Annotated in this window: 20 protein-coding genes; 9 read left to right on the top strand and 11 right to left on the bottom strand. The window is 43.5% G+C overall.

All coding sequences use genetic code 11. The features are described 5' to 3' along the window. Positions 1–123: 123 nt before the first annotated feature. From dbpA to L2740_RS03265, 3 genes are all read right to left on the bottom strand, one after another. On the bottom strand, positions 124–1500 hold the full coding sequence (gene dbpA / locus L2740_RS03275) for an ATP-dependent RNA helicase DbpA (protein WP_248949072.1): 1377 nt from the start codon (positions 1498–1500) through the stop codon (positions 124–126). 695 nt (positions 1501–2195) lie between these two features. Then, positions 2196–2882: a DUF3313 domain-containing protein gene (locus L2740_RS03270; protein ID WP_248948655.1), complete on the bottom strand. Its 687-nt coding sequence runs from the start codon at positions 2880–2882 to the stop codon at positions 2196–2198. A 127-nt stretch (positions 2883–3009) separates the two neighbouring features. After that, positions 3010–3219, bottom strand: coding sequence for a YheV family putative zinc ribbon protein (locus tag L2740_RS03265; protein WP_248472549.1), 210 nt, complete (start codon positions 3217–3219; stop codon positions 3010–3012). Positions 3220–3372: 153 nt separating this feature from the next. Between L2740_RS03265 and L2740_RS03260 the strand changes: the two genes are divergently transcribed. Together L2740_RS03260 and L2740_RS03255 are read left to right on the top strand one after the other, a co-directional pair. Continuing rightward, complete coding sequence (locus L2740_RS03260; protein WP_248948654.1) at positions 3373–5289, top strand: ABC transporter ATP-binding protein; 1917 nt, start codon at positions 3373–3375, stop codon at positions 5287–5289. A gap of 88 nt (positions 5290–5377) precedes the next feature. Further along, positions 5378–5845: a TIGR02444 family protein gene (locus L2740_RS03255; RefSeq protein WP_248948653.1), complete on the top strand. Its 468-nt coding sequence runs from the start codon at positions 5378–5380 to the stop codon at positions 5843–5845. A 100-nt stretch (positions 5846–5945) separates the two neighbouring features. Here L2740_RS03255 and L2740_RS03250 read toward each other — a convergent pair whose 3' ends face one another. Then, positions 5946–7532, bottom strand: coding sequence for a GMC family oxidoreductase (locus L2740_RS03250; protein ID WP_248948652.1), 1587 nt, complete (start codon positions 7530–7532; stop codon positions 5946–5948). 42 nt (positions 7533–7574) lie between these two features. Next, positions 7575–8090 carry a TAT leader-containing periplasmic protein gene (locus tag L2740_RS03245; RefSeq protein WP_248948651.1) on the bottom strand — a complete coding sequence of 172 codons (516 nt, stop codon included), beginning with the start codon at positions 8088–8090 and terminating at the stop codon, positions 7575–7577. A 182-nt stretch (positions 8091–8272) separates the two neighbouring features. Between L2740_RS03245 and L2740_RS03240 the strand changes: the two genes are divergently transcribed. The 3 genes from L2740_RS03240 (at position 8273) to L2740_RS03230 (ending at position 10554) form a co-directional block, all read left to right on the top strand. Further along, the gene (locus L2740_RS03240; protein ID WP_248948650.1) at positions 8273–9253 is read left to right on the top strand and encodes a hydrolase; all 981 of its coding nucleotides are present in this window, start codon (positions 8273–8275) and stop codon (positions 9251–9253) included. Then, positions 9247–9507: a YheU family protein gene (locus L2740_RS03235; RefSeq protein WP_248472539.1), complete on the top strand. Its 261-nt coding sequence runs from the start codon at positions 9247–9249 to the stop codon at positions 9505–9507. The genes L2740_RS03240 and L2740_RS03235 overlap by 7 nt, the downstream gene beginning before the upstream one ends. Before the next feature lie 159 nt (positions 9508–9666). Next, the gene (locus L2740_RS03230) at positions 9667–10554 is read left to right on the top strand and encodes a phosphoribulokinase (protein WP_248948649.1); all 888 of its coding nucleotides are present in this window, start codon (positions 9667–9669) and stop codon (positions 10552–10554) included. Between the two features lie 608 nt (positions 10555–11162). Here the strand turns inward: L2740_RS03230 and L2740_RS03225 are convergent. Then, a complete protein-coding gene (locus L2740_RS03225) occupies positions 11163–11945 on the bottom strand; it encodes a tetratricopeptide repeat protein (RefSeq protein ID WP_420833501.1) in 783 nt (260 codons plus the stop codon). A 450-nt stretch (positions 11946–12395) separates the two neighbouring features. On the opposite strand from L2740_RS03225, the gene crp reads away from it, so the two are divergent. The 4 genes from crp to L2740_RS03205 all read left to right on the top strand — a co-directional run bounded on the left by crp (position 12396) and on the right by L2740_RS03205 (position 15557). Further along, positions 12396–13031 (top strand): cAMP-activated global transcriptional regulator CRP, encoded by a 636-nt coding sequence (gene crp, locus L2740_RS03220; RefSeq protein ID WP_012156707.1) that lies wholly within the window; start codon positions 12396–12398, stop codon positions 13029–13031. Positions 13032–13114: 83 nt separating this feature from the next. Beyond that, entirely contained in the window at positions 13115–13450 is a 336-nt protein-coding gene (locus L2740_RS03215; RefSeq protein WP_248948648.1) for a PepSY domain-containing protein, read from the top strand. A 110-nt stretch (positions 13451–13560) separates the two neighbouring features. Beyond that, entirely contained in the window at positions 13561–14235 is a 675-nt protein-coding gene (locus L2740_RS03210) for a response regulator transcription factor (RefSeq protein ID WP_248472534.1), read from the top strand. Continuing rightward, positions 14232–15557, top strand: a complete 1326-nt coding sequence (locus L2740_RS03205; protein WP_248948647.1) for an ATP-binding protein — start codon at positions 14232–14234, stop codon at positions 15555–15557. Before L2740_RS03210 ends, L2740_RS03205 begins: the two co-directional genes overlap by 4 nt. A gap of 53 nt (positions 15558–15610) precedes the next feature. Here the strand turns inward: L2740_RS03205 and L2740_RS03200 are convergent, their stop codons facing one another. The 5 genes from L2740_RS03200 to L2740_RS03180 form a co-directional block, all read right to left on the bottom strand. Then, entirely contained in the window at positions 15611–16408 is a 798-nt protein-coding gene (locus tag L2740_RS03200) for a DUF1338 domain-containing protein (RefSeq protein ID WP_248948646.1), read from the bottom strand. Between the two features lie 162 nt (positions 16409–16570). After that, on the bottom strand, positions 16571–18031 hold the full coding sequence (astD, locus tag L2740_RS03195; protein WP_248948645.1) for a succinylglutamate-semialdehyde dehydrogenase: 1461 nt from the start codon (positions 18029–18031) through the stop codon (positions 16571–16573). Positions 18032–18040: 9 nt separating this feature from the next. Continuing rightward, positions 18041–19060, bottom strand: coding sequence for an arginine N-succinyltransferase (gene astA / locus L2740_RS03190; RefSeq protein ID WP_248948644.1), 1020 nt, complete (start codon positions 19058–19060; stop codon positions 18041–18043). A 123-nt stretch (positions 19061–19183) separates the two neighbouring features. After that, the gene (locus L2740_RS03185; RefSeq protein WP_248472526.1) at positions 19184–20401 is read right to left on the bottom strand and encodes an aspartate aminotransferase family protein; all 1218 of its coding nucleotides are present in this window, start codon (positions 20399–20401) and stop codon (positions 19184–19186) included. Between the two features lie 639 nt (positions 20402–21040). After that, on the bottom strand, positions 21041–22183 hold the full coding sequence (locus L2740_RS03180; protein WP_248948643.1) for an HDOD domain-containing protein: 1143 nt from the start codon (positions 22181–22183) through the stop codon (positions 21041–21043). Positions 22184–22230 lie beyond the last annotated feature (47 nt).

The raw sequence follows: 22230 nt of genomic DNA, 5'->3' as shown, positions 1-22230 counted from the left end.
ATCCATGGGCCTTGGCATAAATGCTCCGGGCATTAAAAAGCAGCGCTTTAGCGCTGCTTTTTAATGCCTAATTGTTATTTAGGAAACTCAATCTCGTTGAGCCTCCACGCTAACAAAACCGGCTTAACGTAATTCCCAAGCGCGGTATGAACGGCCTTTTAACTTACCGTTGGTAATTTTATGCAGAGCTTTTTTAGCCACTTTACGGTTAACCGCCACATAAGATCGCATATCAGTGATCTTGATCTTACCCACTTCACAACCTTGAATGCCGTCTTCACCTGTTAGCGCGCCTAAGATGTCTCCTGGACGTAACTTCTGCTTTTTACCGCCATCAATTTGTAGCGTTGTCATTACAGGCTGCACCGGGAAAGTATCCAGTAAATGCTCAGACGGCAGTGCTTCGTTAACGATATCACGCTCTAGATAATCTTCTAGTAACGCAATTTTGTAGCCATCTTCATCATTATAGAAAGTATGCGCAGAACCTTTACTACCAGCACGACCAGTACGACCGATACGGTGAATATGTACTTCAGTATCGTAAGCCACGTGGTAGTTAATTACCGCGTCTAAGGCATCAATATCCAGACCACGGGCGGCAACATCGGTTGCGACCATAATAGACACACTCTTGTTAGCAAACTGCAATAAGGTTTGATCGCGATCGCGCTGCTCAAGATCGCCATGCAGTGCAACGACGCTAAAGCCATCGTTCTTCAACTGCGCTGCAACATCTTTAGTTTCACGCTTAGTATTACAAAACACTACCGCACTTTCAGGGCGGTATTGCAGTAACAATAATTTAAGCGCACGCATGCGATCGTTATTGTTACCTACTTCGTAAAAGTGCTGCTCAATACTGCTCGTTGCATGGGTTGAAGCCACTTTAACCATTACCGGCTTAAACATGATCTTGTCGGCAATCGACTGGATCTGCTCAGGGAAGGTCGCGCTAAATAGCAACGTCTGACGCTCTATTGGCATACGATCCATAATGCCTTCAAGTTCAACTTGAAAGCCCATCTCTAACATACGATCGGCTTCATCAAGTACTAGCGTATGTACGTTTTCTAAATCTAAACGGCCGCGATCTAAGTGATCGATAATACGCCCTGGTGTACCAACAATAATGTGCGCACCGTGTTCTAGAGAACCAATTTGTGGCCCCATTGGCACACCGCCACAAAGGGTTAGCACTTTAATATTGTGAATACCGCGCGCAAGGGTGCGGATCTCTTTGGCAACTTGATCAGCAAGCTCTCGAGTTGGACATAAAACCAAAGACTGAATACGGAAACGTTTAACGTCTAATTTGTGCAATAAGCCCAAGCCAAACGCAGCAGTCTTGCCTGAGCCAGTCTTACCTTGACCAATCACATCTTCGCCATTAAGAATCGCCGGTAAGCTTTGCGCTTGAATAGGGGTCATCGAGTCATAACCCATGGTTTTTAGGTTATCTAGCAGCTCAGTCTTAAGGTTAAGGCTTGAGAACGGCACTTGGTCATCGGTATTTGGGACTGTTTGAGTCAAAGTATCTTTCCTAAGTATGCACTGCTGGTTAGGGCGGTTTTCCCTATAGGACTCGATACCTTACTAAGGCTCATCAAATCTTGCGTTGCAGTGATAAAATCATGGTGACAAGACTCCAAATCATCTGGAGTAAAAGTTGTCGTTTGCTATCGCTATAAATTATAGCGCGCTATTGTAGCAGTTATTCTTTTAGTTGCAGCATGCTCAATAAAGGATAACTGATAAATATATTGCTACCGTTAAATTTTCGCTATTTCTAATCCGGCCTATCTTTCACTAAGCGCTATTATCCTTAGATAACTGAGTCACTAACTAGCACCTAAAGCCGAGCATAAAAAAGCTGACCGTATTATACCAATCAGTATAAACATTTAGTCACTCAGCGAGAGTTTAGCGGTTTTGAGGCAAGGCAACGAGTGAAGAGCATAGTTGTTCTACGTTCGAGCTCGTTAACACAGAATCTGAATCGCTAAAACTCGCCATTCTGGAACGTTTTTGGCTGCCTACTTCTGCGTTGAATAGCTTTATAAGGGAATAACCATTATTGCAGCTATTCGTCTTGAATTAGTTTGCCAAAAATCGTTCTGAGTTGATCAAATTCTTATACTGATTGGTATTGGTCAGCTTTTATGCTTTTCGATATAAACCTGCTGTTTAAGCGCTTACAAATTCTCGCCTCGTAGAGTGGCACCTAAACGCTCAACCCACCAGTCAACGGCATCTTTTGCGTCATCGGTTGAATCAATCATAGTGCCAAGATCTTTACTGCCCGCTTTACGGTCTATCACAGCCACAATAGGTTGGCCGCTATTGGCGTCACTTATCATCAGCTCAATAGTCGCACTGCCCACATTAGTGTGCTCACCGGTTACTACTTTTGAAATGCTAGAGATCCCCAGACCAAAAGGCAGAATACTACTGGTAACCGCAAGGATCGGATTTGGGGTTTCAATATTGGTTAAAGCAACACTCACTCTAAGTGTTTTTTCGCTTGGTTGCTTAAGTTCAATCAGCTTAAAGCGTTTACCGGCTTTAAGCTTAATTTGGCTCACTAGATAGCGCGATACTTCAACAATGTCTTCTTGATCTAGATTGTCGTAGCGGGTTTTATCATCTAAAACTAACCAAGCTTGGTCGACAATTACATTATCGTATTCACTTAGAATGGCATTAAGATCATTAACACTTTTAATTTTTGGCTGCGCCCAAACTAAATCACTACCGCCTGCAGGACCTGGGCGAAAATCTTCAAACGTACTAAACATTTGCGAATTTCGGTAATCTTGAATGGTGCCACAGCCGGTTAGTAGCAGGGTTAAACTCAGCAAAAAGATACGTGTTGCAGTCATGGTCGTTACTCACTTGTGGCAGTGCTAGCCTTACCGCCAGCAAATAATGAGCAAATTTTACACTAACATCTAAATTAAATACAGCAAAATACACAACTGTATACAAACTAATATTCAGATGGGTGATTTAATCAGGTGTAAACACACCAATTACTGCGCCAGAAGCTTTTTTAGCGACTTTCGCTTCAGTTTGTTGCTCACGATAATCACAATCAACGCACTCTACGGTTTCGATACCATTTTCTTTAAACAATACGATTGACTCTTTAGCGTGACACTTTGGACATTTAGCGCCAGCAACAAATCGCTTTTTCACTTTTTTAGTTGTTATTGTCATGATTTAAATTCCTATCCTTATTTGGTCAACATTTTGCCATAAAAGTCGGCTTATGACCGCACTTTTATGGCCTACGCCATAGAAGTAACTATGGGATCTGGGCTATCATCTCTCCCCAATATTTGCTACTTCTCTGACTTAAAGCCGACTTAAATGATCACCATCACTCAAGCTCAACTCGTTCGTGGCTCGAAAACCTTGCTCGATGAAACCTCATTAACTGTTTATCCGGGGCATAAAGTCGGTCTAGTCGGCGCTAATGGCAGCGGCAAATCTTCTTTGCTGGCCTTAATTATGGGCAAAATTAGCCTAGATAAAGGCGATTTTAGTATGCCGAGCGGCTGGCAAATTGCCACTGTTGCTCAGGAAACACCTGCGTTAGAAGTCTCTGCCATTGAATACGTTATTGATGGCGATAACGAATATCGCGAACTTGAAGCTCAGCTGCATGCAGCTCAAGACGCAGATGATGGTCACAACATTGCTTTGCTTCACGGCAAAATTGATGCCATTGGCGGCTATGCGATTCATTCTCGCGCTGCAAGTTTGTTAGCCGGTTTAGGTTTTAGTGAGCAAGAGCAAAGCAACCCAGTTAAGAGCTTTTCTGGTGGTTGGCGTATGCGCCTTAACTTAGCCCAAGCACTGCTTTGCCGCTCAGATCTATTGCTTCTCGATGAACCAACCAACCACTTAGACTTAGATACCATGTACTGGTTAGAAGGTTGGATTAAGGCTTATCAAGGCACACTGATCCTTATCAGTCACGACCGCGACTTTATTGATGGCATTGTCGACGAAATTGTTCATGTAGAAAACACTAAGCTCAACTACTACAAAGGTAACTACACCTCGTTTGAGCGTGTACGCGCCGAGCGCATGGCTCAGCAACAAGTGGCCTTTGAGCGCCAACAAAAAGAACGTGCACATATGCAGTCTTTTGTTGACCGCTTCCGCTATAAAGCCAGCAAAGCTAAACAAGCACAAAGCCGCTTAAAAGCCCTTGAACGTATGACAGAGCTATTGCCGTCTCAAGCTGATAGCCCATTTCACATGGCCTTTAGAGAGCCTGCAGCACTGCCAAACCCACTTGTTACTATGGAGCAAGTGTCGATTGGTTATGGCGAAACCGAAATTCTAAAAAAGGTGCACCTAAACTTAGTCCCTGGTGCACGCATTGGTTTGCTTGGCCGTAATGGCGCAGGTAAATCAACATTAGTAAAGCTGCTTTCTGGTGAGCTATCACCAATGAAAGGTAAGTATGAAACCAACCCTGGACTCAACATTGGCTATTTTGCTCAGCACCAACTTGAGTTTCTCAGCTTAGATGACTCACCGTTGCAGCATTTAGTGCGTCTAGCACCTAATGCAAGAGAGCAGGAGCTACGTAATTTCTTAGGCGGTTATGGCTTTAACGGTGATATGGCTCTTGCACCAGTGAGACCATTCTCTGGTGGTGAAAAAGCCCGTTTAGTATTGGCGTTACTTGTATGGCAACGCCCTAACCTATTACTACTCGATGAGCCAACCAACCACTTAGACCTAGAGATGCGTCATGCGTTAACCATGGCTTTGCAAACCTTTGAGGGTGCGATGATTATCGTATCGCACGATAGACACCTATTGCGTTTAAGCTGTAGCGATTACTATCTTGTCGATCAAGGTGAAGTGAATAGCTTTGAAGGTGATCTTGATGATTATCATCAGTGGTTACTCGATGCTGCCAAAGCTGCAGGCAAAGTCGAAGAAGACCCAGATACCAGCAAGCCGGTGCAAGATAAGAAATTGCAAAAGCGCTTAGAGGCTGAACTTAGACAAAAGCTGTCGCCACTTAAAAAAGTGCAAACTAAGCTTGAAAAAGAACAGCAAAAAGCCAATGACCGCCTAAAAGAGCTAGAAGAAATGCTAGCAGATACCAGCCTTTATGATGCTGATAACAAGGCTAAATTGACGCAAGTGCTTGCTGAGCGCACCACCTTGACTCAAGGACTAGAAGAAAGCGAAATGGAATGGCTTGAGATCCAAGAAGAGATCGAAAATATTGAACAAAGCGTGCGCGCTGAAGTCTTATAAAAATCTATTAAGGGAAGCATTGCTTCCCTTTTTGTTAGCTTGATTACCCTCTAAAGAGCAGTATTTCAATATATAGGACCGCTAACCTATGACATTACCGGGTCGTTTTAATGCCAATTTTTATCACAGCCTTTGGCAAGATTGTGATGCCATTTATATGCAGCAACAAGCAAGCTTGTTAGCACTGCAAGATGACCACCAGCTCAATATAAATCTATTATTGTTAGCCATTTGGCTCGATAGCCATCATCAATTACTCGCCTCATCAGATTGGCAGCAGCTACAACAAAGCCTGTTAGACTGGGAGCAAAAACTATTATTGCCCTACCGCAAGCTAAGACGATTAAGTAAAGCCGTGCTTGAACAAGCTGAATATCAACAAATGTTAGATGTGGAGCTGATGCTCGAGCGTAAGTCGCAAGCTAAAATCCTTGCAGCGCTAAGAACCATGATTTTAGACGAGGTAAATCCAGCTAAGCCCGATAGTAATGTTAGCCGTTACTTAGCTTTATTTAACCTCAATAGCCAAGATTATTACGAACTAACTAGCGAGTAGCAAAAACGAATAAAGAAATGTTTTCAGCGTGAAAAGCACCAATCATTATAAAAAGGCGAGCTATGCTCGCCTTTTAGCTAATATCAAACTCTACAACAACTTAAGCCGTTAACTTTTCAGCAAGACGAGTAGCGTTTCTAGCGGTAATACCGTAAATCGATAATTGCGGATTTGCCCCTAAACTGGTTGGAAATATTGAACCATCCATTACAGATAAATTTTCAAAGTAATGGGATTCACCATAGCTATTTACCATAGATAACTTAAGATCTTCCCCCATTGGGCAGCCGCCCATTACATGCGCTGAGGCCACAACGGTTTTTAACGGCGCTAAATCCATTTCTGCAATGACTTTTTTGGCTTCATTCCAGCTTGATAAATAAGGCATGCCCTCACTAATAGGCAACACCTGCTGAGCACCTGCGGCAAATTGCAATTCAGCCATACTGGCGTATGCACGTCTTGCCGCGCGCCAAAATGCATCGGTTAACGGATAATCTAAGGTACTAGCGTTATCCGTCAGTCTAACTTGACCACCTTGGCTGTTTTCATGGTAGCCATCACGTACTAAGGCAATAGTCACTTGTAACTGATTAAACTTCTCCATCAGCTCTGCATGACTTTTGCCATAACCTATGGTTTTTGAAGCGATCAAGATTGGGTGAATAGGTGGAACTTCAAGCTTATAACCGAGTTCGCCATCGGCGCCATCTTGCCACACAAACTGATCAGAATAGATAGACTGCGGCGCACCGCTATGACCATTAATCGGGTCGGCAAAAACAGCACCACTCAATAATGTAGGATGCAAAAAGGTGCGCTTACCGATTATTTCATGTGGATCTGGTAGTTTAGATCGCAACATAATTGTCGGTGTATGGATTGCACCTGCAGCCAAAATGTAATGCTTAGCTTTAAACATAAGCTCAATACCAACAGGCTTCATGTTACCATCGACAGCTTCAGCCTTAACCGCAAAGATTTTATCCTTGTGGTGCTCAAGCTTTATCACTTTTGCTTGGCTCACAAGGGTTGCACCCGCTGCAAGCGCTGTCGGAATCGTTGTCACTAACATAGATTGCTTGGCATTAACCGGACAGCCCATGCCGCAGTATCCCGTATTCCAACAGCCTTTTACGTTACGTTTAATAACTGTATATTGCCAACCTAGCTGCTCACAGCCTTGCTTTAACGCCTGATTATTACGGTTAGGTGCATAGGCCCACTCACTAATATTCAGCCGCTGCTCCATTTTCTCAAACCAAGGCTCGAGTTCAGCTTTTGATAAGCCTTGTACCGATTTAGCTTGCGCCCAATACGCTAATGCTGGTTCGGGAGTGCGAATAGAAGTGGTCCAATTAACGGTTGTTGAACCACCGACCGCGCGACCTTGAAAGATCCCTATCGCTTTGTCTGTAGTTTTCATGCCTGCGGCTTGCTGATATAAATCAGGGTAGGCGCGACGCTCTTCCATATTGAAGTCACTAGAGGATTTTAACGGCCCACCTTCAACGATAATCACTGACAGACCTGCTTGGGTGAGGATTTCTGCCGCCACTCCACCACCAGCGCCACTGCCCACAATCACAACGTCGGCTTCTAAAGTTTGGCTTTCGGTGAGCTTAGCCGCATTAATATGTGCCCAGCCAGAGTCGACACCAGCTTTAACCGGATCCTTAATAGCCATAGTCGATTGCCTTATTGCTCATCTCGTTTGCTCTGATATGCATTATTTCATGTCCTCGAGAAAGCTTGGCTTAGCATAATGTAAACGGCTCCAGTGCTCAGGGCTTGAGTAGTAGCTTGCCATTACCAGCTCTCGTAAGCCTTGGTAGGCTGTGACCATAAGATCAAGATAACTTGTGCGCCAACTTTGTAGCATATCAACCAGCTCAGATTGATTGCGCATCATTAATGGAGTCACGCTACCCGTTAAGATCAGCAAACCTAAACGTCCTTCAAGCATTTCAAATAACTGCTCAAGCTCTGCTTTGGTATCGAGTGGGAGAATGGAGATAGTGTGCTCAATAGCATCTAAGGTTCGATGAAGCGCATCACGCTTAAGTGCGGCGACATCAGGTAGAGCCCCGTCTAAAAATACAGGCAATAACACACTCAACAACAACCTATGATTGTTATCGAGATCCTTATTCACGCCAATATCATCTGCAGAGTAATAATTTACTCCCAGTGCTAAACAGGCCGTTCCCGCTATAGCGGTTGTGATAAAAGTACGTCGTTCCATCGCGTCCTCTATTGCTTATCGTTGCACGATTGAGCTGCGCAACCTTGTCTCTCATCATACCGTTTTTACGGCACTTACAACTGGAAACAATCTCAACAAAATTCAAGATTTCATTCTATGTTACACTCTGCAGACAATAACAATTAAACACACGTTTTAATTTTCAGCAATAGCCAATTATTATGAGCCAACAATTTTCACCACCTTGGTGGGCTAAAAACCCCCACGTGCAAACGATTCTTCCAGTACTGACTAAAGTGGACAGACCTGTCCTGCAACGTGAGCGTTTAGAGCTTGCTGATGGCGACTTTATTGATCTAGATTGGCAGGGCAGCCCACAAGCAAACCAAGCTATTTTGGTGATTATTCACGGCTTAGAAGGCAGCGCTGAATCCCACTATGCCAGGCGGATTTTAGCAGCCAGCAAAGCGTTAGGTTTATGCAGTGTTGTACACCATCACCGTAGCTGCTCTGGTGAGTTAAATCGCCTTGCTCGAGGTTATCACAGCGGCGACACTCAAGATCTTCAAACCACTCTTGAGCACATAAAAACTAAATACCCTAATAATCGTTTGCTCGCTGTTGGCTACAGTCTTGGCGGCAATGTATTAGTTAAATACCAAGGTGAGCAGCAAGATTTGAGCTTAGTTGATAAAGCCGTTGCCATTTCAGCGCCGCTGCAGCTTGGCTCTTGTGCAAATCGTCTTGAAAAAGGCTTTTCGAAGGTCTATCAAAGCTATTTGATTAAGCAGCTGCAGCAAAAAATGCGCGGCAAAGTCGCTAAACCTGATTTACAGCCATTAATGCCAATAAATCATGGCGATATTGACGGCCTGACAACCTTTTATGCGTTTGATGACAAAGTCACTGCACCACTGCACGGCTTTAGTGGTGTGGATGATTATTACACTCGCGCCAGTGGCATGCCTTACCTAAGTCGCATAGCTAAACCAACACTGGTGATCCACGCCAAAGATGATCCCTTTATGACTCCTGCGGTTATCCCTGCTCGAGACCAGCTCTCAGAGCATGTACAATACGAACTTCATGAGAATGGTGGCCATGTAGGTTTTATTAATGGCGGCAGTCCATGGCGACCTAAGTATTATCTAGAGCAACGTATTTTATCTTTTTTAACTTCATTGGAAGCACCAGTATGTTAGTCCCCTATGAGTCGCTTGCGCAGCTCCCTAGTGACACGTTTGACAACCTTATTAAAGAGTACCTTATTAGCCAAGTAGAAGATGGCAGCTTTTCTGGTGAAGGCGAGCACAGTATGGAACGTGCTATTTTGCAATGTAAAGCCGCGCTAAAGCAGGGTATTTTAGTGGTTGAGTTCAGCGAGGAAGATGAGTCGATTGGTATTCGACGTAAAGAAGATATTGTTATTCAAGAATATCAGCAGGACCAATGGTAATCGATATAAAGCAGCTCTTGGCTTAGGCGCAGATTGACCTAAGCCGAGTGAAGCCGTATAAATGAACATTATTAGCACACGCTTCTTACCTGAATCACTTTAATGCGTCATTAACAGACCTGTGTACAGGTGATAGTTAACTATCTTTTGGGTAAATACATGTCAGCGAAACATCCGATTATTGCAGTCACTGGCTCCTCTGGAGCGGGCACAACCACGACAACGACTGCATTCAACCATATTTTCAGACAGCTTGGTATCAACGCTGCAATCGTTGAAGGTGATAGCTTTCACCACTATACCCGCCCTGAAATGGCTGTGATGATCCGTAAGGAAAAGACTGAGAATCGTAACATCAGTTATTTTGGCCCAGAAGCGAATGACTTTAACCGTCTCGAACAGTGCTTTAGTGATTATGGTAATACCGGCCAAGGGGAAACCCGCGCCTATTTACACACGTTTGATGAAGCGGTGCCATTTAACCAAATGCCGGGCACTTTTACTCAGTGGCATCCATTACCTGAAAACACCGACATGCTTTATTATGAAGGCTTGCATGGCGGCGTAGTCACTGATGACTGCAACGTGGCTCAACATGTCGACTTGCTTATTGGCATGGTACCAATTGTAAACCTAGAGTGGATCCAGAAGATTATTCGTGACACTTCAGAGCGTGGCCATAGCCGTGAAAAAGTGATGGATTCAATTGTGCGAAGTATGGACGACTATATCAACCATATGACGCCGCAGTTCTCACGCACTCACATCAACTTTCAGCGTGTACCCACAGTAGATACCTCTAACCCTTTCAGTGCTAAAAGTATCCCCAGTTTAGATGAAAGCTTTGTGGTCATTCGCTTTCGTGGCATCAACAATGTCGACTTTCCGTATTACCTCAGCATGATCCAAGGCTCGTTTATGTCTCGAGTGAATACCATGGTGGTGCCGGGCGGCAAGATGTCATTAGCAATGGAATTAATTTTAACGCCTTTGGTAAAAGACTTGATGGATAAACGTATTCAGCTGCTTTCACCAGAAAATGAATAAAACAGGGTTAATTTAGCCTAGCTTAAGATTAGTTTAAGCCTATATAGGTAGACTTCAGTCATCGGGATTTCAGGCGAAAGAACGATAAGTTAGCATTCCCTTGGGAGTGAATTCCCCCATCTTGATCTGTTTGTTTCCTTGGGATTGCTAGCTGACCTAATCATAAAAACTGCAACATCACGCTGTTTGTCTATCTTACTGACTAAATCACTGCATTCCCAAAAGTGAATTCCGCATCCACGCTTGCTCTGTTTGTTTCCTTGGGATTGCTAGCTGACCTGATCTACGTTTAAAAAGCAATAAAGTGAATTCCACATCCACGCTTGATCTGTTTGTTTCCTTGGGATTGCTAACTGACCTAATCTACGTGTAAAAAGCAATAAAGTGAATTCCACATCCATGCTTAATTTTCTATTCTTTTAAGCGTTCACGCCCGCTATATACCTCGTTAACCTTAACAATCACACACCTTCTAAATGAGCTCTATCTTAGAACTGTCTAGCGGGCTAGACATAAAAAAAGCCCCTACGTATGAGGAGCTTTGTTCTGTGATGCTAATCGCTCTTTAGATTGCGAGCGCTATTAGCCATCAAGTTTGTTTAATAAAACTAGTTAGGCGCTAATGGCAAAATTTCACGATAAGGTTCTGAGTTCTGATACCTTTTTAAACGCTGTTTAAATTCAGCTGATTTACTTTTATCTGCACTTAGCTTTAACGCTTTAATCGCTTTTAGCTGGGTCGATATTGCGGCATCGAAGTTGCCAATTTCAGCATAGGCAGCTGCTAGGTTATCTAAGTTAGTTGGATCTTGCTTATCACTTTCAAGCAAAGTTAAAGACAACTCTAATGCTTTATCACCGTTACGGTATTGCGCTTCAGGACAAGTCGCTAGAATCCAGGCTACGTTCCCTAATGAAACTTCATCACCTACAGCATTAAATTGCTCAACGGCTTTACCGCAATTACGCTCGACACCTTCTCCACCCGCAGCGTAAATAAAGCCAAGTCTGAAATTAGCCCACTTATGACCTTGCTTGCTAAGCTCGCTATACCATTGCTCTGCAGTTGATAAATTACGCTCAATCAGGCTACCTTCAAACGATAAGTCAGCCATTGTTTGCTGCGCTTTAACATGCCCAGCACTCGCAGCTGCAGTTACCCATTTTGCGCCAAGCTCTCGATTTTGTTCAATATAACGACCTGATAGATACATAAGGCCTAGTAAATATTGAGCATCTGCATCACCCTGCGCAGCTTTAAGTTGAATATGAGCAGAGCGGCTCGCTTCTTCAGCACCTTTTGGCTGTGGAATCGAAAACGCGCTAGCAGCTTGGCTAAATGCCAAACAAAAGACCACTACAGTATTTAAAATCCAAGGTCTATTACTCACAACTGCCTCCAAGTACTCAAAAGTAACTCAAATCTAGGGTACGGCTACTTCACGTATTATTTTAGTTTTACCCAAGTTAGCCAGAAAACACTCAAAATGTCGAGTGTAAATCACTCGCCTTCGCTAATGAGAATCATTATTATTGACTAACTTCAAATTTCTGCATATTTAATGCACGTATAATTAAGCTGCTGTAATCACCAAAACTAACAGCACTTTAAACAAGATGTGATACACGCCTAATTGTGAGTGCAACAATGACCCTTAGTGGCGGATTCAGTTGACTTATATCACTAATGTATCAGAATACACTATATAAATGGTTATTCGCCTTTAGACTTGAGTCGAACGAAAGTAAGACTCTTATCAAGGTTTTAATAGCTTAATTGACGTAAGATACTTAATTAGCATATTCTTACTTTTAATGTAAATCAGCCGAGGAACATAGGCATGGCTCTGATTGGAAAGCCAAAACCAGATCCGACTTTGGAATGGTTTTTATCACACTGTCACATTCATAAATATCCAGCCAAAAGTACTTTGATCCACGCTGGTGAAGATTCAGATACCCTTTACTACATCGTTAAAGGCTCTGTAGCAGTCTTGATTAAAGACGAAGAAGGTAAAGAGATGATTCTTTCTTACCTTAACCAAGGCGACTTTATTGGTGAGCTTGGCCTGTTCGAAGAACAAGCTGAACGTACTGCGTGGGTTCGTGCTAAACAAGCTTGTGAAATTGCAGAAATTTCTTACAAGAAGTTCAAGCAGCTAATCCAAGTAAACCCTGAAATTCTGATGAAGCTTTCTTCTCAGATGGCGTACCGTCTGCACAGCACAAGTCAAAAAGTGGGCGACCTAGCCTTCCTAGACGTTGCTGGAAGAATTGCACAAACATTGCTTCACCTTGCTAAGCAACCAGATGCGATGACACATCCAGATGGCATGCAAATCAAGATCACTCGTCAAGAGATTGGCCAAATCGTTGGTTGTTCTCGTGAAACAGTTGGCCGTATCTTAAAAATGCTTGAAGAACAAAATCTTATTCAAGCTCACGGTAAAACAATTGTAGTTTACGGAACCCGATAAGCCAGTATTAAGCTCGGTTTAAGACAGCTTCTATAAAGTGGCCTGAGATTATCTCAGGCCATTTTTTTTATTAGGAGTTCAGCGTGAAAATAGCATTTTACTTATGCCTTTTGACTGCGATGCTACACCTGCCTACAGCATTTGCTAATCAAAAAATTGAAATTCAGCATTACGAAGCCCAAAGCTTAGTAAGTAGCGGTAAAATTCTATCTCTCGATGTAACCCTGACAAGCATTCAAGCTATGTGTCATGGCAAGCTAATTGACGCTCATTTATATCAAGACCAAGGCGACTGGCGCTACGAGATCCAGATCCGCACTAATAGTGGCCTGCTAGTGGAGCTATTACTTGACGCCAGCACAGGGCAACTTGCCCAACCTACTCGACTCCCGGCCAGCTGTAATCCCGAAACGCTGTAATAATAACGTTAAAAATCAAATCTAGTTGCACCGCAAAGCCATTTTTGAGTTAACATGAATTTATGATGTAAATCGCCAGTCAGTTTACACAGCAACATTGAGAGCATTCTATGAAATTACTTCTTGTTGAAGACAACACTTTATTAGTCGAAGAACTCGTTAAACAGCTTAAGCAAGCCGGTTATGTTACTGATACGACTGACAAGGTCAGCGAAGCTGATTACCTCATTAAAGAAACCAATTATGATTGCGTTATCTTAGATATTGGCCTGCCTGACGGTAACGGCTTAGAGTTGCTAGAAAAGTGGCGTGAGCAAGGTATCCATACGCCAGTCATCATGCTAACCGCCCGCAGCCAATGGCATGAAAAGGTCGAAGGTTTTAACTCAGGTGCAGATGATTATCTAGGTAAGCCATTCCACACTCAAGAGCTACTCGTACGCATTCAAGCGCTTATTCAGCGCGCCCACGGTAAAGCTAACACGCCTAATAAGCAGTTAACTTATGCCGGTGTTGCACTCGATGAAAGCCAGCAATCTGTTACCGTTGGCGAACAAACATTTGAACTCACTGCGATGGAATTTAGATTACTCAAAATCTTCTTAATGTCGCCTAAAAAACTATTATCAAAAGCCCAGCTTACCGATAAGCTATACCAGTTTGATGATGAAAAAGAGAGTAATGTCGTCGAAGTTTACGTGACTCATCTGCGTAAAAAGCTTGGTAAAACAGCCATTGAAACTCGCCGCGGACAAGGATATATCTTTCACGGTTTAGCACAATGATATCCATCCGCACCAAGCTAAGCCTGTGGTTAACAGGCTTAGTAGTGATCTCTACCGCTATCGGCATTATCTTTTTCGAATCAATGTTACGCCAAGCGTTTCACGACTCAATTATTGCCAGGCTTCAAGAAGACTTACAGCAAGTCCTGCTCGCCACCCATTTAGATGATGGCACATTCAGAATTGATGAAAATCAGCTCTCTAGCTTCTATCGCCCAGTTTATTCAGGCCGTTACTATCAACTAGACCTACCGGAGCAAGAGCTAAGATCACGCTCACTGTGGGATCAACGCCTTGAAGTTGTCGATTTAGAAAAAGGCGAAACGCGCGCTTGGCAAACTAAAGGCCCGCAAAATCACGATATTCAATTATTATCGATTGGCCTTAAATCTGAGACCTCAGGCCTTAGCGCCACATTAACCGTTGCTCAAGACTTAAGTATTGGCCGTAAAGTATTTACTGAAGTTTACGGTACTAAGTTTCTGGTTAATCTGGCCATGTTACTCGCCATGATTATGGGGATTTTCTTAGTCTTACGGCAATCGTTTAAGCCCGTAAATCAAATGAAGGATACCTTGGCGAAACTGCGTGAAGGCGAGATTTCATCATTCGATTTAAACTCTATTCCACTTGAATTGCAGCCGCTGGCTAAAAATTACAATGAGTTACTCACCTACTCAAGTAAACAAATTGAGCGTAGTCGTAATAACTTGGGTAATTTAAGTCACGGCCTTAAAACACCATTGGCAGTGATGCAGCAACAAGTTGAAGCGCTTTACTTAAAAGAACCTGAGTCAGCAGAAGCACTGCAAAAACAGCTCGATTTAGTACATAAGATGATTGAGCGCAAACTCGCTGCGGCACGCATAACAGGCGATATGCTGCCAGCTGCACAAATGCAGTTGCCAAAGGATATCGAAGACTTATCGCAAACACTCAACAAGGTGCATCGCACTAAATCAATTCACTGCCGCTTTGATATTCCTAGTGGCATCACTCGCCTGCCGATGCATCGTGAAGACGGTATGGAGCTACTAGGTAACTTACTTGATAACGCTTATAAGTGGGCAAGCTCTGAAATACGCGTATGTATTAGCCAGCATGAGCAGCAGCTAAAGCTAAGTATCGAAGATGATGGCCCCGGTGTTGAAACAGAGCAATTGGCGATGCTAACTCACAGGGGGAAACGCCTAGATGAGGCGACTATGGGGCATGGTTTAGGCTTATCGATTGTGAAAGACATTGCCGAGCAGTACAAAATCGAACTTAAGTTTGAACACAGTCAAAGCCTTCCCGGCTTAAAAGTAACGCTATTGTTCTAAAAATAAAAAACCGGAATTGCTTCCGGTTTTTTATTTCCAAGATTAACCTGTGACTAGTTAACGTTGGTGCTTTCAAAAATCTTATCCGCAGAGGCTGCGACAAAACCTGTATAAAGCTCACCGTCTGGTTTGGCATAACGTAAAGCAAACTCATAAAAACAGCTTGGGATCTCAACCACTGCGTCTGAGAAGCTAACGGGGATCTTATCTGCCATAGTTGATGATTGCTCTAGTAATACTTCAGGTGTGCCTTTCACTTCACCACCAGAGGCATTCAACACAAAGCCAGCCGCCTTTAGTGCATCGTTAACTTCAAAAATCGTCTCATAACCCGGTAAATGGTTAATTGAAACTGTAAAATGGTTAGCACGATAACCAAATGCTGCAACCCAAGCTGCATATTCACTTTCAGCTAAAAGCGCTTGATAAGTGTTACTGTCTAACTGCCAATGACGACCTGAGTATAGGAAGTTATCTGCAGTCGTTGCCTCGCTATCAATTTGCTCAATTAAGCCGTTAACCGTTGCTTGCAGCTCGTCACTGAACTCTTCAACTAATAACTCAGAGATAAACACTTTTGGTTGCGTGCTGTCTGGGTGCTCAAAGTGCTTAGCATTGAGCTTTTTAGCTTCAAACTTATAGTCGCCACATGCAACGTAGCCGATAGACTCGAAATGTGCGGCTAATACTTCAAGATTAACCTTGGCAATATTAAAGGTACGCAGTGCAATATGATCATTGATAATTGCATCGCCTTTCGACAATAACTGATGAACTTTTGCCGCCGATGGCGTCATTTCAATATAGTCTTGCCAAAGTGCTTCAAATAGCGCGTTTACATTCGTGTGCATGATTAACTCCTTTAAGCCTACGTGCTTACCTAGATATTTTGTTGGTTGGCTGAGCGCACGTGGCGGTACACGTTTTAAAATTACTGCTTGCTTGTTGGATACAACTTTTATAAAAAGGGGAAGCGCCCCCGAGCGCTTCCCCTTTGAATTAACGACCCGAGCTTAAATACTCAAGCCAGGACTTAATGTTGCTGGCAGGCTAACTGTGTCAGCCTCAACCGATGCGACTGGGTAAGCACAGTAATCCGCAGCATAAAATGCGCTTGCTCTGTGGTTACCTGATGCACCTACACCACCAAATGGTGCGGCGCCTGAAGCACCAGTGATCTGCTTATTCCAGTTAACAATACCTGCACGGATCCGTGCTAGGAAGTAGTCATAGTCTTCACGGCTATCAGCTAGAATCCCTGCAGATAAACCATAGCGAGTGGCGTTAGCTAGCTTAATGGCTTGATCAAAATCGCTGTAACGTACTACCTGCAGTAACGGGCCAAAGTACTCTTCATCAGGTAGTTCAATCACATCAGTTACATCAACAAGGCCTGGCGATACTAAACCCGTGCCAGTTTCAATATGAGTTAGTTCAACTAAAACGTTAGCCCCAAGGTTAACTAAGTTACGCTGCGCTTCAACCATACCTTTTGCAGCCGCTTCTGAGATCATTGAGCCCATAAATGGTTGCGGTTGTGCGTTCCATGGTCCAACTTGAATTTGCTTAACAGCGGCGACCAGTTGCTCGAGTAGTGCATCACCTGCTGCGCCTTTTTCTACATATAAACGACGAGCACAAGTACAGCGCTGGCCAGCAGAAATATAAGCAGATTGAATAATATCGTGTACCGCAGCTTTGGTATCCGCCACATCTTTGATGATAAGAGGGTTATTCCCCCCCATCTCCAGAGCCAAAATCTTACCTGGGTCGCCTGCATATTGCTGATGCAATATATGACCAGTGCGCGAGCTACCGGTAAAGAAAAGACCGTCGATTTGTGGGTGTGCTGCGAGTGCTTTACCTGTTTCAACTTCACCTTGCACTAGGTTAATTACACCTGCTGGCAAACCAGCTTGCTCCCATAGCTTAAGCATTAGCTCTGCCACTTTAGGTGTAAGCTCTGATGGCTTAAATACAACAGTGTTACCCGCAAGTAATGCTGGAACAATGTGACCATTTGGTAGGTGGCCTGGAAAGTTATAAGGGCCAAATACTGCAACAACACCATGCGGCTTATGACGCAGAACGGCACGCCCTGCTGGCGTGTCGTTTTCAGTCGTGCCAGTACGCTTATTATAAGCGGCTACTGACAAGCCAATTTTACCTATCATCGCGCCCGCTTCAGTGGCTGTTTCCCACTGTGGTTTACCGGTTTCTTGAGCAATAACTTCGGCCATTTCAGCTTTGTTAGCTTCAAGCTGGTCGCGGTATGCTTCGACTATAGCTAGACGCGCTTCAAAGCCCAGCATAAACCAATCAAACTGTGCATTACGCGCAGCATCTACTGCGTTAGACACCTGCTCTGGTGTTGCAGTCTTGCTGCTCCAAATCACTTCTTGGTTTGCAGGGTTAATTGATGTCACTTCGTGACCTAAACCTGCTACCCATTTACCTTCAATAAATTGTGTCATTTTCTATTCCTACATTGGCAATACGCGGATCTGACCACCGTCTTTAACCATTAAGGCTGCTGCGGTTTGGGCATCTAAGATCACGTCATCGCTATCGTCAGTGACAGCTAAATTCACAGCTGTTGCGCGGTAATTTTCTAGTTCAGTATTGGAAACAATATGGCTTGTGGCATCGCTTGGTGTGTCACCAATAGTGACAGTTAACAAGCGGCTTTCACGTACCGAGCGGATATCGTTTAAGTGACATTCAACGGTTGGGCCGGCATCAAAAATATCCACATAGCCGCGACATCTAAAGCCTTCGGCTTGCAGTAGATTAAGTGCTGGACGAGTATTTGTGTGTACTTCACCAATCACCTTCTGCGCCTCTTTAGGTAACAAGCACACATAAACTGCATTTTTAGGCATCATCTCAGCCATAAATGCTTTTTGGCTTAAACCTGACAGGTAATCAGCTCGAACAAAATCAATACCTAAGAAGTGCTCTTGTAGCCAACCATAAAATGGCGAGTTACCTTCTTCATCGCTTTCACCGCGCATTTCAGCAATCACAGTTTCGCCAAAGCGTTTAGCGTGCTGAGCTAAAAACAGAAAACGGCTTCTTGACAGCATGCGACCATTATTATTTTTACGGTAGCTGCTGCGTAAAAACAGCGTACAAAGCTCTGCTGCGCCGGTGTAGTCGTGACATAAGGTTAAGGTTTCTACTTCATTACGAACATCAATCTGCTCTGAATGATAAACCTCTGTGCCTAATCGATAATGATAAAAAGCATCAACCATGCCTACCGCAGCTTCAATACCACAAGTACCGACAACCTCACCGGTTTCGGTATCTTCTAGCACCATCAGGTAGCCTTCATCGAATGGAGTATCGACTTGCTTAGTAAATGATTCTTCTACTCGAGCAATTTTACTTCTGAGCAGTTCCTCATTCACTGGTAAAGATGTAAATCCGTGCCCTGACTCTTGGGCGATTTGATAAAGCGCTTCATAGTCAGTTGAGCGGATTGGACGTATAACTAGCATCTAGGAGTCTCCTCGCTATCACTTGTTGTTTTAGTTTGCCAGCCAAAGGCCAGCAATCTAAACGTTCAAGCTTTCCTAAAGACAAAAAAGGAGCGCTACCGACGGTAACACTCCGTTTGCCATTTAGGCTTCGACTACTTTCGCTACGGCGCGCTCAAAGCGTGCTAGACCTTCAGCAATATCTGCTTCAGGAATAACTAGAGATGGCGTAAAGCGAACAACATTAGCGCCAGCAACTAGGCTCATTACGCCTTCGCTAATACCCGCAACCAAAAACTCTTTAGCACGGCCTTGGAATTTTTCATTCATTACCGCACCAATCAATAGACCTTGACCGCGAACTTCAGAGAACACGTCATATTTATCATTGATCTTAGTTAAGCCGTCACGCAGTAGCTGCTCACGTACTTTCACACCGTTAAGTACTTCAGGAGTGTTCACCACATCAAGTACTGCATTGCCGATAGCACAAGCAAGTGGGTTACCACCGTAAGTAGAACCATGAGTACCAATCTTAAGGTGATCGGCAATCTCTTTAGTGGTTAGCATAGCTGCAATAGGGAAGCCACCGCCTAGTGCTTTTGCAGTAGTAAGTACATCAGGCACAACATCGCCACGCATATAAGCATAAAGCTCACCTAGACGACCAACACCAGTTTGCACTTCATCAAATACCAACAGGGCGTTGTGCTTATCACACAGTGCGCGTACCGCTTTTAGGAACTCAGGATCGGCATCGATAATGCCCCCCTCACCTTGCAGTGGCTCCATCATAATTGCGCAAGTTTTATCTGAAATGACCGCTTCTAACGCAGCGATGTCATTGAAAGGAACATGAGTGATGCTTTGTGGTTTAGGACCAAAACCATCTGAATAGGCTGCTTGGCCACCAACACTTACGGTGAAAAAGGTACGACCATGGAAGGCTTTGTCAAAAGCGATAATTTGATCTTTTTCAGCACCAAACTTATCCATTGCATAACGACGAACAAGCTTTAGTGCCGCTTCGTTAGCTTCTGCACCTGAGTTAGCAAAATAAACACGGTCAGCAAACGTTGCATCAACTAGCTTAGTCGCTAGCTCAAGTGCTGGCTCGTTAGTCATAACGTTAGCAAGGTGCCAAAGCTTCTCGCCTTGGGCCTTTAGTGCGCCAACAAGGGCTGGATGACAATGACCTAAACAGTTAACCGCAATACCACCAGCGAAGTCGATGTACTCTTTACCTTCTTGATCCCAAACTCGGCTACCTTCGCCACGAACTGGAATAACCGCTGAAGGCGCATAGTTAGGCACCATTACTTCGTCAAATTGGGCACGTGTAAGATTCATATTAACGCTCATTGCTTCTCATCCTTCTAAAAATCGGCTTTTTAAAAGCCGTATTCCCGCGTAATGTTTTTATGTTTCTGTAGGTAACATGGCGGTTGTTTGTCTAATCAAGAAGACATTATTAGCTAAAATGTGATCAAAATACCAGTTTTTAACAACCTTCAAGTGAGCTAGATCTGTAAACAGTGCATAAAGATTTGAGTTTTAGAATTAACAAAGCGTATATAGCGGGGCTTTAAGCATAAATAGTCATAAAAAAGTTATTCAACGCCTAGTTACACTAGTTATTCACAGTTATTGAATAACTAAATGCAATAAAAGTGTCTTTTTTAGCTAAGTTTTGTGCAGTAAATATAGAAAAATACAGTGAGAGAGTTAGATAGTTCAAGCGAACAAGAATTGTATATTATTTAGCTGTAGCGTTATCAGCTAACTATCAACATAGCCGTTTCTGCATAAAACCATCAAAGATGAGCCAAAACGGCTGGCAAACAATTAATCAATATTGATAAAAACCGTCAGATTTATGGGCAACAAATACGCATTCACCAACAAACTAATTACATACTTATATGTACGTTACTGCATTATCGATGACAAATACCTTAAAAGCGCTCATAGAAAAACCGTTATGCACCTATAAGGCGGATTTTAAAATAATGGCAATTTACGGAAGTTTTGCCCACTCAACCTGATTAACTCTTGCTCTGACAATTGATAATAATCAAACATCACTCGGCTTTCAGCTGTGGTTATCTTACCAACCTCTTGCAACAGGTAAACTTTGGCATAACAGTTCGCACGCTCAATCAAAGCTGAGTCTTCATCAAGATCTGCATATTTAAGGTGGGTGTCTATCGCCTTAAAGGTTTTAGCTAAGCGGCTATTTTTAAACTCAAGCAAGTAAAGTAATTGCCAATTGAGTGCATGACTATGAGCAAGCACTTGTTGATAGACATCGTTTGCAGGAAACTCTGTCGCCATCACCGCATCATAAAGGGCTTTATCACCACTGGCGCTAGCCTCTCTGAGCCAATTGCCCCACATATCATCAAACTCTTTACCACATTGATTGATAACACTCACAGTGCCAAGCTGACTCATCAAACTACAGCTATAAATAAAAGCCATAGGCTTGTTATGTAATTTAGCTAAGGTTTGCGCTGCAATGGCGGCCACCACGGTATAACGCCAAAGTTTTCGACTTAACCACAGCATTTGTGTTTGGCCACTAGGCATTAAGTTACGCAGACAAAAATAGGGAATTAATGCTTGTAAGTTCTCGACACCAATATAGTTGAGTACCAACTTAATATCAGTAACTTGGACATCTGATGATTTAGGGCGACGATGCCTAAAACTTGAACTGTTCAGCATGTTTATCAAGTCACGCTTTAGCCAAGGTAACGACTCCACCAGCGGCCTAATACGCGCTAAATCAACTTGGTCAGCGTAGAGGAACTCTAATAGCGCAACCTGTTTTTCATCAAGTTTGGATGCGGCTAATACTTGTTCTGGAGATGATAATTGATGTTCGATATTAGCATTAACGCTAGCGATAAGCTGGCTTGAAACAGCCTCAAACACTGCTTTGGCTTCATTTTGCTTTGCTAATCGCGCACGAATAGCTTCGCGCTCAACCGCAAGCTTATTGGCATCCATTTCTAGCTCTGAGTTGATATCGTCAGCCATCGCGGCCACTTTTTCCTTACCGATAATCAACCGCTTTAGCAGCCGCTGCTCTACTTCGATTATTTGCGCCGGCTTAACTCCACCAGCAACTGAAATTGCCACTAATTAATCTTCTCCTAACTGACCTAGACTCAGTTTACCTATTATAG

The sequence above is a fragment of the Shewanella pneumatophori genome, from assembly GCF_023283895.1.
Taxonomy (GTDB): domain Bacteria; phylum Pseudomonadota; class Gammaproteobacteria; order Enterobacterales; family Shewanellaceae; genus Shewanella; species Shewanella pneumatophori.
Note: the sequence above shows the minus strand (reverse complement) of the source record. Positions and strands in the feature narration are given on the sequence as shown.